The 17,349-nt window shown below is 63.1% G+C and carries 19 protein-coding genes; 15 read left to right on the top strand and 4 right to left on the bottom strand.

Annotated elements, in window-relative coordinates; translation table 11 throughout:
* Positions 1-221: 221 nt before the first annotated feature.
* Entirely contained in the window at positions 222-794 is a 573-nt protein-coding gene (locus tag G3N59_RS07215; RefSeq protein ID WP_205981862.1) for a phasin family protein, read from the bottom strand.
* Positions 795-1,543: 749 nt separating this feature from the next.
* Between G3N59_RS07215 and pbpG the strand changes: the two genes are divergently transcribed.
* From pbpG to G3N59_RS07205, 3 genes are all read left to right on the top strand, one after another.
* Positions 1,544-2,725: a D-alanyl-D-alanine endopeptidase gene (pbpG, locus tag G3N59_RS07210; RefSeq protein WP_205981861.1), complete on the top strand. Its 1,182-nt coding sequence runs from the start codon at positions 1,544-1,546 to the stop codon at positions 2,723-2,725.
* Between the two features lie 259 nt (positions 2,726-2,984).
* Entirely contained in the window at positions 2,985-3,293 is a 309-nt protein-coding gene (locus G3N59_RS36920) for a hypothetical protein (RefSeq protein ID WP_241023227.1), read from the top strand.
* Between the two features lie 13 nt (positions 3,294-3,306).
* Positions 3,307-3,831, top strand: a complete 525-nt coding sequence (locus tag G3N59_RS07205) for a DNA-binding protein (protein WP_205981860.1) — start codon at positions 3,307-3,309, stop codon at positions 3,829-3,831.
* Positions 3,832-3,864: 33 nt separating this feature from the next.
* Here G3N59_RS07205 and G3N59_RS07200 read toward each other — a convergent pair whose 3' ends face one another.
* Positions 3,865-4,665, bottom strand: coding sequence for an IclR family transcriptional regulator (locus G3N59_RS07200; RefSeq protein WP_205981859.1), 801 nt, complete (start codon positions 4,663-4,665; stop codon positions 3,865-3,867).
* 213 nt (positions 4,666-4,878) lie between these two features.
* Here G3N59_RS07200 and G3N59_RS07195 point away from each other — a divergent pair, with 213 nt between their 5' ends.
* From G3N59_RS07195 to iscX, 12 genes are all read left to right on the top strand, one after another.
* On the top strand, positions 4,879-5,601 hold the full coding sequence (locus G3N59_RS07195) for a (Fe-S)-binding protein (RefSeq protein WP_205981858.1): 723 nt from the start codon (positions 4,879-4,881) through the stop codon (positions 5,599-5,601).
* A gap of 38 nt (positions 5,602-5,639) precedes the next feature.
* Entirely contained in the window at positions 5,640-7,079 is a 1,440-nt protein-coding gene (locus tag G3N59_RS07190) for a lactate utilization protein B (protein ID WP_205981857.1), read from the top strand.
* 176 nt (positions 7,080-7,255) lie between these two features.
* Positions 7,256-7,492 carry a hypothetical protein gene (locus tag G3N59_RS07185; RefSeq protein ID WP_205981907.1) on the top strand — a complete coding sequence of 79 codons (237 nt, stop codon included), beginning with the start codon at positions 7,256-7,258 and terminating at the stop codon, positions 7,490-7,492.
* 102 nt (positions 7,493-7,594) lie between these two features.
* Positions 7,595-8,077: a low molecular weight protein-tyrosine-phosphatase gene (locus tag G3N59_RS07180; RefSeq protein ID WP_205981856.1), complete on the top strand. Its 483-nt coding sequence runs from the start codon at positions 7,595-7,597 to the stop codon at positions 8,075-8,077.
* Positions 8,078-8,242: 165 nt separating this feature from the next.
* On the top strand, positions 8,243-8,776 hold the full coding sequence (iscR, locus tag G3N59_RS07175; protein WP_143887201.1) for a Fe-S cluster assembly transcriptional regulator IscR: 534 nt from the start codon (positions 8,243-8,245) through the stop codon (positions 8,774-8,776).
* 79 nt (positions 8,777-8,855) lie between these two features.
* Positions 8,856-10,079: an IscS subfamily cysteine desulfurase gene (locus G3N59_RS07170; RefSeq protein ID WP_205981855.1), complete on the top strand. Its 1,224-nt coding sequence runs from the start codon at positions 8,856-8,858 to the stop codon at positions 10,077-10,079.
* A 107-nt stretch (positions 10,080-10,186) separates the two neighbouring features.
* Entirely contained in the window at positions 10,187-10,591 is a 405-nt protein-coding gene (iscU, locus tag G3N59_RS07165) for a Fe-S cluster assembly scaffold IscU (protein ID WP_205981854.1), read from the top strand.
* Between the two features lie 173 nt (positions 10,592-10,764).
* Positions 10,765-11,088 carry an iron-sulfur cluster assembly protein IscA gene (gene iscA, locus G3N59_RS07160; protein WP_205981906.1) on the top strand — a complete coding sequence of 108 codons (324 nt, stop codon included), beginning with the start codon at positions 10,765-10,767 and terminating at the stop codon, positions 11,086-11,088.
* 108 nt (positions 11,089-11,196) lie between these two features.
* Entirely contained in the window at positions 11,197-11,733 is a 537-nt protein-coding gene (gene hscB / locus G3N59_RS07155) for a Fe-S protein assembly co-chaperone HscB (protein ID WP_205981853.1), read from the top strand.
* Positions 11,734-11,892: 159 nt separating this feature from the next.
* Positions 11,893-13,764, top strand: a complete 1,872-nt coding sequence (gene hscA / locus G3N59_RS07150) for a Fe-S protein assembly chaperone HscA (RefSeq protein ID WP_205981852.1) — start codon at positions 11,893-11,895, stop codon at positions 13,762-13,764.
* 146 nt (positions 13,765-13,910) lie between these two features.
* Positions 13,911-14,252, top strand: coding sequence for an ISC system 2Fe-2S type ferredoxin (gene fdx / locus G3N59_RS07145; protein WP_205981851.1), 342 nt, complete (start codon positions 13,911-13,913; stop codon positions 14,250-14,252).
* A 26-nt stretch (positions 14,253-14,278) separates the two neighbouring features.
* Positions 14,279-14,476, top strand: a complete 198-nt coding sequence (iscX, locus tag G3N59_RS07140) for a Fe-S cluster assembly protein IscX (RefSeq protein WP_027814936.1) — start codon at positions 14,279-14,281, stop codon at positions 14,474-14,476.
* Between the two features lie 109 nt (positions 14,477-14,585).
* Here iscX and G3N59_RS07135 read toward each other — a convergent pair whose 3' ends face one another.
* Both G3N59_RS07135 and lysS read right to left on the bottom strand, forming a co-directional pair.
* The gene (locus G3N59_RS07135; protein ID WP_205981850.1) at positions 14,586-15,311 is read right to left on the bottom strand and encodes a glycine zipper 2TM domain-containing protein; all 726 of its coding nucleotides are present in this window, start codon (positions 15,309-15,311) and stop codon (positions 14,586-14,588) included.
* A gap of 366 nt (positions 15,312-15,677) precedes the next feature.
* Positions 15,678-17,222: a lysine--tRNA ligase gene (gene lysS, locus G3N59_RS07130; protein WP_205981849.1), complete on the bottom strand. Its 1,545-nt coding sequence runs from the start codon at positions 17,220-17,222 to the stop codon at positions 15,678-15,680.
* Between the last annotated feature and the right edge of the window lie 127 nt (positions 17,223-17,349).

Genomic DNA, 17,349 nt, shown 5'->3' with positions numbered 1-17,349 from the left:
GCACTCCGCGAGGAGTGCGCCGTTTTCTATTTGGGTAACGCCAGAGGGTGCGAGAGGCGCCGGAGCGTAAAAAAGATTCCCGGTCACCGGTGACCGGGCAAGCGACATGCCGGGCGGCATGCCGGAGCGTCAGATCCGGCGCGAGGCGCGGGCGAAGTTCAAGGCAGGGCCGCGAACTTCGCGATGCGCCCCTTTAGCGCAATGCTGGACGGCCTTGAAACTCAGGCCGGCTTCTTGGCGGCAGCAGCGGCCGAACGCGAAGCCTGGGCAGCAGCCTTGCTGGCAGCAGCCGTAGCGGCGTTGAAGTTGCTTTCTGCCATTTCGACAGCTTGCTTCGTTGCCTTGTGGACCGTTTCGTACGTGGTGTTGGCGGCGTTGATGGCCGACTTGATCACGGCGACAGCGGTTTCCGAACCAGCCGGTGCGTTCTTCGCGACGTTGTCGACGAGCGATTGCACCTTGCGGTTCTGTTCTTCGTAATGAGCTTCAGCAACCTTCGCGAACTCGGCTTGCGTAGCCGAGGCGATTTCATAAACGTGGCGGCCGTACGAGAGGACCTTTTCTGCGAGCGGCTGGGCGTAGCTCGACTGCAGCGCGAAGAATTCCTGCGCGTCCTTTGCCGACAGAGCGCGCTGGGCGTGCTCCTGCGATTCCGCCAGATTCGAGCGAACGGCCTGAAGGTTCAATTCGACGAGCTTTTCCACGCTTTCGAAGGCCTTGCCGGTCAGACCGAACAGGGTTTCGAGGTTGGCTTTCTGTGCAGCGGCGAATTGCTCAGGGGTCAGCAGACTCATGTTTACGCTCCTGGATGGTGGCGGCCTCGTAGGTGGGTCGCCTGGAGTAAGTGGCAAGACTCTGGTGGTCTGTCAGACGCTGTTACAGCTTTGTGCGTCGCAACATTGATCCTGATTTTAGGTCGGCACAGATGAATGTCAAGGACTTTTGATGCGGCGCACAATCTCATTAAAGTATTGTTAAACAAGTACTTATGCGAGTGGCATGGGGGTGCGAAGACTATTTGCGTCGAGCTGCGGCACGGTGTCCACGCGTCATTTCCCGCAATCCCTTGCCTGACAAGGATGCGCATATGCGCGCTGGTTCTGGCAAGATTGAGTCTGACGGCGCAAACTGGGTTTTTGTGGTGCGCGCAGTCCGGTCCCATGAGGTTCTGTCAGGGAATGCACCAGGGTGCGTCCACCGGATTCCTACATGGAACGTTAAGCGGTTATTGCAGTCGAACCCGCGTCGCGTGGTTCGGCGGCATGGATGTCAGAGCAACGTCCTCGGTATTTATCCCACATAAAGTTAACTTTGACGCGCGCCGTTAATGCGTAGGCGACAGCAAACGTTGTCGGCGCAAGGCGCGGCAGGGTGGGGCCGTCCGGTCGATTGTCTGACTCCATCGAATGCGTGAAGTACATTGGTCTGCTCAATCAAAAACCAGACTTCGGTTTAACGAGTAGCCATAAGTGCTTCAATTTGCGAATTTTTCGTGGTTTTACTACACTTGGCGAACGATCCCGCCGCTTCATCCAGAACACCAATGAAATCCGACAAGTTCCTGTCGTTCAGACTGGTGCCCTCATCGGTTGTCAGCACCGCGCTGTCGGTGGCTGTTTCCGTGGCCATCAGTGCGACGCTGCTAGCGCCCGAGGGTGCTTTTGCTGCGTCGCAGAACACCGCCGCCGCAAAAACGGCGAAGGCCAAGAAGGCCACCAAGAAGGTTGCAAAAGCCGACGCGCCTGCGAAGGTCGCGAAGAAGGCGGGCGCAACCCGCACCGTCGCCGCAAAGGACGACGATGCGCGTCCCGCGGCGAAAAAGCGCCGCGTCAGCTACTCGATGAATGGCCGTCATCACACGGCGGTGCGTCGCGTGGCGTTCGAGCCGCGTCAGCCGAGCGTCGGTCAGGCGTTCGGCCTGCATGAGACGCCGGATTCGCTGATGCTGCGTTCGGGCGTGGCTTATGTGGTCGACCAGAATTCGCTCGAGCCGCTGTTCGACAAGAACTCGCGCGCCGTGGTGCCGATCGCCTCAATCTCGAAGCTCATGACCGCCATGGTCGTGCTCGATTCGAAGGCGCCGCTCACCGAGCAGATCGAAGTCACCGACGAAGACCGCGACTTCGAGAAGAACACGGGTTCGCGCCTTTCGGTGGGTTCGGTGCTCTCGCGTGAAGACATGCTGCACATCGCGCTGATGGCCTCGGAAAACCGTGCGGCAGCGGCGCTCTCGCGCTACTACCCGGGCGGCCGTCCGGCCTTTATCGCGGCGATGAACGCGAAGGCGAAGCAACTCGGCATGACCGACACGCACTTCGAGAACTCGACCGGTCTGACGAGCCACAATGTCTCGACCGCGCGCGATCTCGTGAAGATGGTGAACGCGGCGTACCAGTACCCGATGATCCGCCAGTTTTCGACCGATCACAGCTACGACGTGAACACCGGCAAGCGCACGCTGGCCTACAACAGCACGAATGCGCTGGTGCGTAACCCGTCGTGGGATATCGGCCTGCAGAAGACCGGCTTCATCAACGAAGCGGGCGAGTGCCTCGTCATGCAATCGACCATCCATGGCCGTCCGGTCATCATGGTGCTGCTCGATTCGAGCGGCAAGTATTCGCGTTTCGCCGATGCGACCCGTGTGCGCACGTGGCTCGATAACGGTGGTGCGGACCAGCAACCGCGCATCACGAGCGCGGACGCCGGCGGCGCGGGTACCTGATTCGTCGCGCTGCACGCCGTTTTTGTCTTTCGAACGCCCCGCTTTTGCGGGGCGTTTGTTTTTCTGCGATCGCTTTCAGGGCCGCAGGGCGATCAGGTTTTCCTACGCCATCCGGACGGCTGTTTGAGCCGCGATTCCATCGGCAGAATTTTCAGTGTTTCGACACGCGATGCCCAACCGGGTATGGCGAATCGTCCGCCTCTCGTTTGACGGTTGTCAATTGACAACCTGATGGGCGGCACATACACTGGGCTCGCCGATGAGACGAACGCATCCAAAGAAAGAGATCGAAGCCGCACTGGCTTACGCTGAAGCACAAGGTTGGTTAGTACGACAAAGCAAAGGCAACGGTCACGCGTGGGGAAGGATGTATTGCCCTGCAAAGCAGACCGATTGCCGCTGCGGGGAATTCTGCATTACGAGCATCTGGAGCACGCCGCGCAATGCGGGCAATCATGCGCACCTTTTGAAGCGCGTGGTCGATAACTGTAGCGCGCTGTGCGCCAAAACCCCGCCTGTGCCGTCTGCGCGGCAGCGCAACGGCAGTGGAACCGCAGCGAACCATTAAGCAGGAGTGACGCATGAACTATGTATTCACGCTCAAGTATCAACTTGCGCCCGAAGACTGCGACCAGGACGAACTGATCGAGCGCCTCGCGCAAGCCGGCTGTGACGACGCCACCATCGGCGTGGGACTGCCGGGGCGCATCGCGCTGGCCTTCGCACGTGACAGCGAAAGCGCGTGGGCAGCGATCTATACGGCGTTGCAGAACGTGAAAGAGGCGGTGCCGTTGGCGCGCCTGGTCGAGGCCGCACCGGACTTCGTCGGCCTGACCGACGTTGCGGATCTAACGGGAATGTCGCGGCAGAACATGCGCAAGCTGATGCTCGCGCACGTGGCGGATTTCCCGCAGCCAGTGCACGAGGGCAGTCCGTCGCTCTGGCATCTGGGCGATATCCTCACGTGGCTGAGTGCGCGCGAGGGTTATAGCATCGACGCCGCTTTGCTCGATACCGCGTGTACGGCCAAGCAGGTCAATCTGGCGAAAGACGCGCGCGAAGTCGATGCGCGCGTCAAGCGTCAACTGGCCGAACTCGTTACGTGAGAGGCGTGCTTGCCGCTATCGAGGCAGGCGCGCTCAAGCGTGCTGCACGTGACCTTCGGCGGGTTCGGCGTGGTAGCCGAGCGATTCCGAAATCGTGAGCGCCGTCTTGCTCAGTTGTCCCAGCCACGAATCCTGCAGTCGATCGGCAGGGGCGGAGAGCGACAGACCCGCGACCAGCTTGCCGGTATCGTCGTAGATCCCGGCTGCGATGCAGCGCACACCTAGTTCGAGTTCCTCGTTGTCGCGCGCGCAGGATTCCTGGCGCACATGAGCGAGTTCGCGTTCGAGGCGGCTCAGATCCGTGATGCTGTTGCGCGTATGGCCCGAAAGACCGGTGCGCGTCGCGTAGGCGCGAACGCGCGTTGCTTCGTCGGCGGCCAGAAAGAGCTTGCCCACTGAGGTGAGATGCAGCGGCGCACGGCCACCGATCGCACGCACGACCTGCATGCCCGAGCGCTCCGAATACGCGCGCTCGATGTAGACGATCTCGTCGCCCTGGCGGACGGACAGATTCACCGTCTGGCCCGTGAGGCGGTGGAGTTCACGCATCGGCGAAAGCGCCGCGTCGCGCACGGAAAGGCGTGCCTTGACCAGATTGCCAAGCTCCAGCAGGCGCATGCCAAGCCGATACGTGCCCGGGTCCGAGCGATCGACAAGGCGGCAGCTCACCATGTCGTTGAGAATGCGGTGCGCGGTGGACGGATGCAGTTCCGTGCGTTGCGCGAGTTCCTTCAGGCTGACCGGGTCGGTATGCGCAGCAAGCGCATCGAGCAGGCGCATCATGCGCTCGATCACCTGAATCGAGGTCTTCGGATCTGGATTGGTGTCGGTCATGGGGGCGTTTTCCGGGTACAGATTCGTTTGACGCGGGATAGGTGCGGGAAGCAAAAATTCATTGTATCTCGTATTGTGAAAAAAGTAAGCGTCTTGCGGGAAGCGCTTGCTGCGCTGCGGCAGCAACGCCCTGGGGCAGTTCTGCGTTGGTACAGGCGGCGAAACAACGGATAATCGGGGACGGTTTTCGATGCTTTCTAGAGGATTTCCCCCATGCGAGTCGGCCTGTTCGTCACCTGTCTTATCGACACGATGCGCCCCGAAATCGGCTTTTCGACGCTCAAGCTGATCGAAGAAGCCGGCTACGAAGTCGTCGTGCCGCCCGCGCAGACCTGTTGCGGCCAGCCGGCCTACAACTCGGGCGAACGCGCGCTGGCGCGCGATCTGGCGGAAAAGACGCTGCGCGAATTCGAGCAGTTCGATTACGTGGTGGTGCCCTCGGGATCGTGCGGCGGCATGATTCGCGTGCATTTTGGCGATCTCTTTCGCGATGATCCCGAACTCATGGCGCGCTACGGCAAGTTGCGCGAGCGCGTCTACGAGCTGACCGATTTCCTGGTGAATGTCGCGCGCGTCTCGCTGCCGGAAGGCGAGTTTCGCGGGCCGGTCACCTACCACGATTCGTGTGCGGGTCTGCGCGAGCTGGGCGTGAAGGCGCAACCGCGCGAACTGCTCGCGCAGCGTGGCGTGCAGGTGCAGGAAATGAAGGATTGCGAGCACTGCTGCGGTTTTGGTGGCACTTTTGCGGTCAAGTACGGTGAGATTTCCACCGCCATTGCCGACGAAAAATGCATGAACGTGCAGGCGAGCGGGGCGGGCACGGTGGTGCTCGGCGACCTGGGCTGCATGCTGAATATCGAAGGGCGCTTGCGCCGCACCGGCGACCACAGCACGCGCGTGCTGCATATCGCCCAGGTGCTGGCCGGCGACATCTGAAACCGCCGGCATTCACGACAACTCACGCTCCCCACGCCATGCAAGTTACGTCGATGCAATTCAAGGCACGCGCCGGCCAGAAGCTGGCCGATCAGCGCCTGCAACACAACCTCAAGAAGCTGTCGACCAAGTTCGTCAGCGCGCGCGCGGAGGCGATCACGGCGATCGACTTCGAAGCCACGCGCGCCGCACTCAAGGAGCGCCGCAACCGCGCGCTGGAGAATCTGGACGCCTGGATCGAGCAGTTCGAGGCCGAAGCCACGCGGCGCGGCGTAACGGTGCTGTTTGCCGAAACGGCCCGCGACGCGGCAAAACTGGTCGCGGATATCGCGCGCCGGCATGAAGTGCGCAAGGTCATCAAGACCAAGTCGATGGTGTCGGAGGAAATGCAGCTCAACACCGTGCTCGCGGAGATGGGCGTGCAGTCCATCGAAACCGATCTCGGCGAATACATCCTGCAGATCAACAACAACGAGCCGCCCAGCCATATCATCGCGCCCGTCGTGCACAAGGATAAGGATGAGATCGCCGATCTCTTCGCACGCACGCACGACAAGCCGCGCCTGACCGAGATTCCCGACATGACGCGCGAGGCGCGCGAAGTGCTGCGCCCCCATTTTCTGTCGGCGGATATGGGCGTGACGGGCGGCAATTTCCTCGTCGCGGAAACCGGTTCGGTCGTGCTGGTCACGAACGAGGGCAACGAAGGCATGTGTACGGTGATGCCGCGCGTGCACGTGGCCGTCACCGGGATCGAAAAGATTCTGCCGACGCTCGAGGATCTGGCCACCGCGATGCGTTTGCTGCCGCGTTCGGCAACCGGGCAGGCCACATCGAATTATTTTTCGATGCTCACCGGCCCGCGCGGCGCGGACGATCAGGACGGCCCTGAGCATATGTATGTCGTGCTCGTCGATGGCGGGCGCACCGGGCTGATCGGCGGCGAGTTCCAGGAGATGCTGCGCTGTATACGTTGCGGCGCCTGTATGAACCACTGCCCGGTGTATCAGAAGGTGGGTGGCCACGCTTACGGCTGGGTCTATCCGGGGCCGATGGGTTCGGTGCTCACGCCCAGCTACGTGGGCATCGACAAGGCGCTGGACCTGCCGCAGGCCGCTACGTTGTGCGGCGAGTGCAACAGTGTCTGCCCGGTGGGCATTCCGCTTTCGGATCTGCTGCGCAAGTTGCGCGAGAAGCAGACCGAGCGCCGGTTGCGGCCGTGGCGCGAGCGCGCGGCATTGGCCGCCTGGGGCTGGCTGGCGCTGCACCCCACCGCGTATGGGCTGCTCACCAAACTCGGCGTGCGGATACTGGAGCGTCTGGGCGGGCAGGCGCGCCTGATCCGCAAGCTGCCGTTCGCGCGCGGCTGGACGGACGGCCGCGACATGCCCGCGCCGGTTGGGCGAACTTTCCGCGAACTCTACGCGGCGCGCCACACGCATCTGGACGCCAACGTCCCGGCGCGCAAGCGTAGCTGATGCCCACGGCGACGCCTCCGCGCAGGCGTCGTCAAGCGCAATGCAGCCACTGTTTAATCTGCGGCAACAGTGTGTTCGACTTTGCCGGGTTTTTCCTGATTGCGAACCTCTATATCATTTCGACTGGCGATAGTGCGTCCGAACTCATCGCCCCACAGTCGATAGAGAGTCGCATCATGAAAAAGAAAATAGTGGTGTATTGGCCGGTGGCACTGATCGTGCCCCTTGCAGCAGTCGCATGGCTTCATGCGTGGAATACCGCCGAGCAACAATTCCCTCTGGCCGCCGATCAGGTGAGCGCAGAACTCGCGCGCGCCGTGTCATACGGCCTGGTAGGCGATGGCACCGAAATGAAAGCGCCGGTGAAGGCGCTGCGTAGCGCCGCGCCGCTGCCGCAGGCCAGCGCAATTTAAGCAGCGACGGGTCCGAGTCGAGCCAAGCGCACAAATCGTGCTCTTTGTATAATCGCGGATTCGCCGTTCGCCCAGTCCTTCGCCTTCCGTGACGCAAAAAGGATGAAAAAGGTTTCCGTCTGCTTCGTATGTCTCGGCAACATCTGCCGTTCGCCCACGGCTGAAGCCGTGATGCAGCGCCTTGTCGACGATGCGGGGCTGACCGGGCGCCTGCTGGTCGATTCGGCCGGCACCGGCAACTGGCACATTGGCGAGGCGCCCGACGAGCGCGCCCAGCGTGCCGGCAGCAAGCGCGGCTACGACCTTGCGGTGCTGCGCGCCCGTCAGATCGCGGCAGAAGATTTTGACGCGTTCGACCTGATCGTCGCGATGGACGACGCCAACGTCACGGCGCTCCAGCAGGTCGCGCCGGCGTCGGGCCGCGACAAGATCCGTCTGCTGATGGAGTTCGCGCCGAACGCGCAGGAGCGCGTGGTAACGGACCCTTATTTCGGCGGCGAAGCAGGATTCGAAGCGGTACTGGATCAGTGCGAAGCCGCGTGCACCGGCTTGCTGGCGGCCCTGCGCCCGCAACTGGCCGATTGAAGCAGGCTTGAAGTGAACGTTACGGCGCGCCCTGATATCAGTTTTGCGTCGTTTTCCCTTTTCGTCAGACGCCTAATAACCCGATTCACGGCGCGGATACTTGACTAAACTAGTCATGTATTTATACTTGACGAAAATTGTCGAGAATTGCGGTTCCCCTACATCATGAGACTCACCACTAAAGGCCGTTTCGCCGTTACGGCGATGATCGACCTGGCCCTGCGCCAGGAGCAGGGCCCGGTGACGCTTGCGGGTATCAGCCAGCGCCAGCACATTTCGCTGTCGTACCTTGAACAGTTGTTCGGCAAGCTGCGCCGTCATGAAATCGTCGAATCGGTCCGCGGACCGGGCGGCGGCTACAACCTCGCGCGTCGCGCCGAGGACGTCACGGTCGCGGACATCATCATCGCCGTGGACGAGCCGCTGGACGCTACCCAGTGTGGCGGCAAGGGCGCCTGCGAAGGCACCAAGCAGCACGACGGCCACTGCATGACGCACGAACTCTGGTCCACGCTGAACCAGAAGATGGTCGAGTACCTCGATTCGGTGTCGCTCAAGGATCTGGTGGACAAGCAGCGCGCCCGCGAAGGCGCCGCGCCCGCCGTCCTGCGCGACCGCCGCACCGAGGCGCCCGCGGTCGAGCCCGTGAGGGCGGTTCCGCTCGGGCCCAACTCGATCTTCAATATGGCGAGTTCATGAGCGCAGCGAGCGCCGCCAGTTAGCCAGACAGCAATACAGCACAGTACACGCGCAGCACCCAGATTCCCCGGAGCGATAGATGAATAACGACATTCCCCACCTGCCCATCTACATGGACTACAGCGCGACGACGCCCGTCGACCCGCGTGTGGTGGACAAGATGATTCCGTACCTGCGCGAGCAGTTCGGCAATCCGGCGTCGCGTAGCCACGCCTACGGCTGGGACGCGGAGCGTGCAGTCGAGGAAGCGCGCGAGAACGTCGCCGCGCTCGTCAACGCCGACCCGCGCGAAATCATCTGGACCTCCGGCGCAACCGAATCGGACAACCTCGCGATCAAGGGTGCCGCGCACTTCTATAAGAGCAAGGGCAAGCACATCATCACGGTGAAGACCGAGCACAAGGCTGTGCTCGACACCTGCCGCGAACTCGAGCGCGAAGGCTATGAAGTCACGTACCTGAACGTCAAGGATGACGGTCTGATCGACCTCGACGTGTTCAAGGCGGCGATCCGCCCGGACACGATCCTCGTTTCCGTGATGCACGTGAACAACGAGATCGGCGTGATCCAGGACATCGAGACGATCGGTGAAATCTGCCGCGAAAAGGGCATCATTTTCCACGTCGACGCGGCGCAATCGACGGGCAAGACGCCCATCGACCTGCAAAAGCTCAAGGTCGACCTGATGTCGTTCTCGGCGCACAAGACCTACGGTCCGAAGGGCATCGGCGCGCTGTACGTGCGTCGCAAGCCGCGTATCCGTATCGAAGCGCAGATGCACGGCGGCGGTCACGAGCGCGGTATGCGTTCGGGCACGCTGGCGACGCACCAGATCGTCGGCATGGGCGAGGCGTTCCGCATCGCACGTGAAGAGATGGAAACGGAAAACGCGCGTGTCGGCATGCTGCGCGACCGTCTGCTCAAGGGTCTCTCGGAAATCGAAGAAACCTACGTGAACGGCGACATGGCAAAGCGTGTCCCGCACAACCTGAACATCAGCTTCAACTTCGTCGAAGGCGAGTCGCTGATCATGGCGGTCAAGGACGTGGCGGTGTCGTCGGGTTCGGCCTGTACGTCGGCTTCGCTGGAACCGTCGTACGTGCTGCGCGCGCTCGGCCGCAACGACGAACTGGCGCATAGCTCGATCCGCTTCACGGTGGGCCGCTTCACGACCGAACAGGATGTGGACTACGTCATCAACCTGCTGAAGACGAAGATCGCCAAGCTGCGCGAACTGTCGCCGCTGTGGGAAATGCACCAGGACGGCATCGATCTGTCGACCATCCAGTGGGCCGCGCACTAAGCGCCACGCCCGGTAGACCTCGACAGAGCAACGAACATCGACCCGGCCGCAGCGCACACGAGCAGATAACTGCTGCAGCGCGGCCAACGCATTGAAGGAGTGTGATCATGGCATATAGCGACAAGGTTCTGGACCACTACGAAAACCCGCGCAACGTCGGCTCGTTCGCGAAAGACGACGACGCAGTCGGCACGGGCATGGTCGGCGCACCGGCGTGCGGCGACGTGATGAAGCTGCAGATCCGCGTGGGCGCGGACGGCGTGATCGAAGACGCGAAGTTCAAGACCTACGGCTGCGGCTCGGCAATCGCTTCGAGCTCGCTGGTCACGGAATGGGTCAAGGGCAAGACGCTCGACCAGGCGCTCGACATCAAGAACACGCAGATCGCCGAAGAACTGGCGCTGCCGCCGGTGAAGATCCACTGCTCGATCCTCGCGGAAGACGCGATCAAGGCAGCGGTCGCCGACTACAAGCAACGCCACACGGCGGACGCGAAGGTCGACGCGGCGTAACAGCCTTGCGCGGCGGCATGCCGCGCGAGCAGGCGGGACAGCGGCGCACCGGGTGGCGCGCCGCTGCGGAATGAACGATCTGGATGCAGGCAAGCCTGCGCCGCGTCGTGATCAAGCGGGCGCGAGCCGGAAGGCTCACATCGGCGCACGACATGGAGTGGGGCGAAAACGTTATGGCAATCTCGTTGACTGAAAAAGCGGCACAGCACGTGCAGAAGTATCTGATCCGTCGCGGCAAGGGCGTGGGCTTGCGCCTGGGCGTACGCACGACGGGCTGCTCGGGTCTTGCATACAAGCTCGAGTACGTCGACGAGCTCGCGCCCGAAGACAACGTCTTCGAAAGCTTTGGCGTGAAGGTCATCGTCGATCCGAAGAGCCTGTCGTACATCGACGGCACGCAGCTCGACTTCGTGCGCGAAGGTCTGAACGAAGGCTTCAAGTTCAATAACCCGAATGTGAAGGACGAGTGCGGCTGCGGCGAGTCCTTCCGCGTGTAAGCCTGCGCGTTGCGCTGAAAAGGCGGCCTGTGCCGCCTTTTTGATTTTTCGACGCTGCTTTGTCGATGTTCGCGATTCCTTCCCAGCCCCACCAGAACGCTCAATCCGATGGCCTCGCTTAATTCGCTTTCCGATAGCCACTTCGTGCTGTTTGGCCTGCCCGAGCAGTTCGCGATCGACGCCGACGCGCTCGATCACGCCTACCGCACCGTGCAGGCGCAGGTTCATCCCGACCGCTTCGCCGCGGCGGGCGAGGCGCAAAAGCGCGTCGCCATGCAATGGGCCACGCGCGCGAACGAGGCGTATCAGACGCTGCGCGACCCGCTCAAGCGCGCGAAGTACATGCTGCATCTGCGCGGCATCGACGTCGGCGCGGAGAACAACACGGCGATGGAGCCCGCGTTCCTGATGCAGCAGATGGAATGGCGCGAGGCGATCGAGGATGCGGTCGGCGCGAAGAATGTCGATGCGCTCGATTCGCTCGCCGGCGATCTGCGCGACGACGAACGCGTGCGTCTCACGAAGCTCGGCGCGTTGCTCGATAGCGGCTCGAACCAGCCGGCGGCGGAAGCGGTGCGCCAGTTGATGTTCATCGAGCGCGTTGCGGCCGAAGTCGATACGCAGATCGAGCGGCTGGAAGGCTAGGCGCGCGAGCGGGACAGCGAGCCAGACCGGCCAGGACCGAGTCAGACCCAAGCGCGCCAACGAAGCGACGCAAAAGAGCGTAGAACCACGGATACAGAGGCCGCCAGGCGCGCAGAATCTGCGCAGCCACGGCCTCAAATAGATCAAGCGATCACACAGATGGCATTACTGCAAATCTCCGAACCCGGCATGGCGCCGGCGCCGCATCAGCGGCGACTCGCCGTCGGCATCGACCTCGGCACGACGAACTCGCTGGTCGCCGCGGTGCGCAGCGGCGTGCCCGATGTGCTGCCCGACGAAGACGGCCACATGCTGCTGCCTTCCGTCGTGCGCTATCTGGCCAACGGCGGCCGCCGCATCGGCCGTCTGGCCAAGGCCGAAGCCGCCACCGATCCGCGCAATACCATTGTCTCGGTCAAGCGTTTCATGGGCCGCGGCAAGGCCGACGTCGAAGGCGCAGCGAACGCGCCGTACGAATTCGTCGATGCGCCGGGCATGGTGCAGATCCAGACCATCGACGGCGTGAAGAGCCCGGTCGAAGTGTCGGCGGAAATTCTCGCGACGCTGCGTCAGCGCGCCGAAGATTCGCTCGGCGACGAACTGGTCGGCGCGGTCATCACGGTGCCCGCGTACTTCGACGAAGCGCAGCGCCAGGCAACGAAGGACGCCGCGCGTCTGGCCGGGCTGAACGTGCTGCGTCTGCTCAACGAGCCGACGGCCGCGGCGATCGCCTACGGTCTCGATAACGGCTCCGAAGGCCTCTACGCGGTCTACGACCTCGGCGGCGGCACCTTCGATCTGTCGATTCTCAAGCTCACCAAGGGTGTGTTCGAAGTGCTCGCAGCGGGCGGCGATTCCGCGCTCGGCGGCGACGATTTCGATCACGCTGTGTTCGAATACGTGCTGGAGCAGGGCGGCGTCGAACGCGCCGCGCTCGCGCCCGAAGACGTGCGCCTGCTGCTCGATCGCGCGCGCGATGCGAAGGAAGCGCTGTCCTCGGCGGCGCAAGCGCGCATCGACGTCACGCTGTCGAACGGCACGGCGCTCGCCGTGACGATCGACGAAGCGCGCTTCGAGGCGCTCACGCAGGCGCTCGTGCAGCGCACGCTCACGCCCACGAAGAAAGCGCTGCGCGACGCCAAGGTCGGCGCGGCGGACGTCAAGGGCGTGGTGCTGGTTGGCGGCGCGACGCGCATGCCGGTGGTGCGCCGCGCGGTCGAACAGTTCTTCGGCCAGCCGCCGCTTGTGAACCTCGATCCGGACCAGGTGGTCGCGCTCGGCGCGGCGATTCAGGCCGATCTGCTCGCGGGCAACCGCGGCGGCGACGACGACTGGCTGCTGCTCGACGTGATCCCGCTCTCGCTGGGCGTGGAAACGATGGGCGGTCTGGTCGAGAAGATCATCCCGCGCAACTCGACCATTCCGGTCGCGCGCGCGCAGGAATTCACGACCTTCAAGGACGGCCAGACGGCAATTGCGATCCACGTCGTGCAGGGCGAGCGCGAGCTCGTGTCCGACTGCCGTTCGCTCGCCCGTTTCGAGCTGCGCGGCATTCCGCCGATGGCGGCAGGCGCGGCACGCATCCGCGTGACCTATCAGGTGGATGCGGACGGTCTGCTGTCCGTGTTTGCGCGCGAGCAGTTGTCGGGCGTGGAGGCGTCGGTGGTGGTCAAGCCGTCCTACGGTCTCGCCGATGACGACATCGCGAAGATGCTCGAAGACAGCTTCAAGACCGCTGACATCGACATGCGCGCCCGCGCGCTGCGCGAGGCGCAGGTCGAAGCGCAGCGCGTGATCGAAGCGACGCAGTCGGCGCTGGCCGCCGACGGCGAGCTGCTCGACGACGCCGAGCGCGTGGAACTCGACAAGCTGGTCGTGGCGCTGGCGCAGATCGCGCAAAGCGAAGACACCGACGGCATTGAAGCGGCCACCAAGGCGCTTGCCGAAGGTACCGACGAGTTCGCCGCTCGCCGTATGGACAAGGGCATCAAGCGCGCGCTGGCGGGCAAGAAGCTCGACGAGATCGGCTAAAGGCGCGGCTAAGAACGCATCGCGCTATGCGCGCTGCCTGCGTGCTTTCCCGATGCAGCGAAGCGCGCGACGCCAGTAGAATGGGTGTGCCACCGTCGGCAGACGGGGCGCGCCCGATATGACAAGTTTTGGATACGGAAATCAGAATGCCTCAAATCGTGGTGCTGCCCCATGTCGAACTGTGCCCCGAAGGCGCAGTGATCGACGCCAAGCCGGGTGAGAGCGTGTGCGACGTGCTGCTGGAACACGGCATCGCAATCGAACACGCCTGCGAAAAGTCGTGTGCCTGCACGACCTGTCACGTCATCGTGCGCGAAGGTTTTAACGCGCTCGAGCCGTCGGAAGAACTCGAAGACGACCTGCTCGACAAGGCATGGGGTCTGGAGCCCACTTCGCGACTGTCGTGCCAGGCGCTCGTGCCGGCCGAGGATGACCTCGTGGTCGAGATCCCGCGTTACTCGATCAATCACGCGAAGGAAAATCACTGATCCATCCTGAGGAGGAGCGCGCAGCCATGAAATGGACCGATACGCAGGACATCGCAGTGGCCTTGACCGACACCCATCCGGAAGTCGACCCGCAATATGTGCGCTTCACCGATCTGCATCGCTGGATCACCGAACTCGAAGGTTTCGACGATGATCCCGAGCGTTCGAACGAAAAGATCCTCGAGGCGATTCAGGCAGCCTGGATCGAGGACGCGGGCTACTGATAGCGCGTTCTCGCAGTGCCAATGAAAAAGGCGATTCACCCATCCGGTGAATCGCCTTTTGTGTTTCTGGCGCGGGTTTAACGCGCGGACCTCACGTGCCTCACCTAGCTCAAGCCGCTTCGAGCGCGCCGTGTTCGATACGCACGCGCTGGCCTTGCTGGAACGGCGGCGCTTCGTGGTACGTGAAGTAGCGCGTCTTGCCAGTGTCCATGCGCACGCGCACCGAATAAGCCGTCGTGCTGCGCAGATGCTTTTCCACCGAATTCCCGGCGAGGCCGCCGCCCAGTGCGCCGAGCAGCGTCATGGCCGTGCGGCCGTTGCCCGCGCCGAACTGGTTGCCGACCACGCCGCCCGCCACTGCACCGCCCACCGCGCCGATCCCGGTGCCGTGGCCTTCCGTGCGCGTGGCCGAAATCCCTTCGATGACGCCGCACGACGCACAGGCGGCCTGTTGCGGCTGCGCTTGCTGGGCGTACTGTTGTTGCTGCTGCCCGTATTGCGGCTGCGCAGCCGCCGGCACCTGTTGCTGCTGCGCCTCAGTGGGCTGCTGCGTGGGCGCGGTGTTCTGTGCGTATTGCGCGTTGGTTGCGGCCGTGGCCGGGCGCGTCGAATCCACGACCGGCTGCGAAGCCATCACGGTCGTCTGGCCGGTCTGGCTTTGTGCGCTTTGTTCGGCGTTGCTCGACGCCTTCGGAAAGACGCCGGTAATCGCCGCCGTCGCCGCCAGACTCGCGACGATCACCGCGCCCGCCGCCGTCGCGACAAGGGGATGAATGCGGCGATTCGGCGTGTTCGGATTGGTCTGCGTGGTCAGTTTCGGATCAGAATTGTTCATGACAGGCTCCGTCTTTGGCAGAGTTGGCTCGGGTGTTTCTCGTCAGACCAGTGTGAGCCAAACCTGCGACCCTGGCGTTTCAATTTGTAACCCGTCACGCGTGTTCGCCGAACCGGAAAAATGCGCCGGACGGTGTAGCGGGCTGCGCGGCCCTGCATGACGCGGTTTCGCCCGATCGCGCAATCGGCATACCTGGCGAAGGCGAGCGGCGTCCCGGCAGCTTTTACTGATCGTTACAAACGATTGGCAGTCGATCTGGCAACGCAACCGCGCGCGCCAAAAGAAACGGGGCGCATGCGGCGTGAACCGCATGCGCCCCGTGAGACGCGTCGCCCTTAAAGCAGGGCGGCAGAGTCTGTCAGCGACTTAGTCTTCGCGACGCAGATGCGGGAAGAGAATGACGTCGCGGATACTCGGGCTGTTGGTCAGCAGCATCACCAGACGGTCGATGCCGATACCGCAGCCGCCCGTCGGGGGCATACCGTATTCGAGCGCACGGATGTAGTCGGCGTCGTAGAACATGGCTTCCTCGTCGCCGGCGTCCTTCTGCTCGACCTGCTTCTTGAAGCGTGCAGCCTGGTCTTCCGGATCGTTCAGCTCCGAGAAGCCGTTGGCGATTTCGCGGCCCGTGATGAACAGCTCGAAACGCTCGGTGATGCCCGGCGTGGTGTCCGACGCGCGTGCGAGCGGCGAGACTTCAATCGGGTAATCGACGATGAAGGTCGGCTCCCACAGTTGCGACTCGGCCGTCTCTTCGAACAGCGCCAGTTGCAGTGCGCCCACGCCGGCGTTGAGGAACTGCGGCTGGTTCGCGTCCACGCCGAACTTCTTCAGTTCCGTGCGCAGGAAAGCGGCATCGGCGAGTTGCTCGGTCGTGTACTGCGGTGCGAACTTCTGGATCGCCTGCACGATCGTCAGACGATGGAACGGCTTGGCCAGATCGAGCTCGCGGCCCTGATAGTCGAGCGTGGCGCTGCCGCTCGCGTCGATCGCGGCCTGGCGGATCAGCTGTTCCGTGAAGTCCATCAGCCACGTGTAGTCCGTGTACGCGGCGTAGAACTCCATCATCGTGAATTCCGGGTTGTGACGCGGCGAAACGCCTTCGTTACGGAAATTCCGGTTGATTTCGAACACACGCTCGAAGCCGCCCACGACGAGGCGCTTGAGGTACAGCTCGGGCGCGATACGCATGTACATCTGCATATCGAGCGCGTTGTGATGCGTGACGAACGGCTTGGCCGCCGCGCCGCCCGGGATCGGGTGCAGCATCGGCGTTTCGACTTCCATGAAGTTCGCGTCCGACATGAAGCGGCGCACCGACGAAATCGCCTTGGTACGCGCCACGAACGTTTCGCGCGCTTCCGGCGTGACGATCAGGTCGACGTAGCGCTGGCGATAGCGCATTTCCTGGTCCGACAGGCCGTGGAACTTGTCCGGCAGCGGACGCAGCGACTTCGACAGCAGACGCAGTTCGGTCACGCGTACCGACAGTTCGCCCTTGTTAGTGCGGAACAGCACGCCCTTGGCGGCGACGATGTCACCGAGGTCCCACTTCTTGAACGAGTCGTAGACGGCTTCGCCCACGTCGGCGGGCGTGATGAAGAACTGGATCTGGCCCGAGCCGTCGCGCACCGTCGCGAAGCTTGCCTTGCCCATCACGCGCTTGAGCATCATGCGGCCGGCGATGGCGACTTCGAGCGGGTTCGCTTCGAGGGCGTCCTTGTCGGTTTCGGCGTGATCGCGCTGCAGATCGGCGGCGTGGTGGGTGGGACGGAAGTCGTTCGGGAAGGCGACGCCTGCCTCGCGCAGCGCGCGCAGTTTCTCGCGGCGCTCGGCGATGATCTGGTTGTCGTCGATGTCGGGCGCGGCGCTTTGCGTATTCTGCGCGTTCTGCTGGGTCGGTTCGGTCATGATGGCTCGGGTTCTGGGAGTTCGGTTCCGGCCGCGCCGCGCATCGTGGGAAAACCGCGACGATGCGCAGGCGGCGGGAGAGGGCGGCCGCTGGACGACAGGGCCGCCGTGGCGCGTAACAGGCTTG

Source organism: Paraburkholderia sp. Ac-20340 (genome assembly GCF_017104965.1).
In the GTDB taxonomy this organism is placed as follows: domain Bacteria; phylum Pseudomonadota; class Gammaproteobacteria; order Burkholderiales; family Burkholderiaceae; genus Paraburkholderia.
This window is presented reverse-complemented; position numbering and strand designations above follow the sequence as displayed.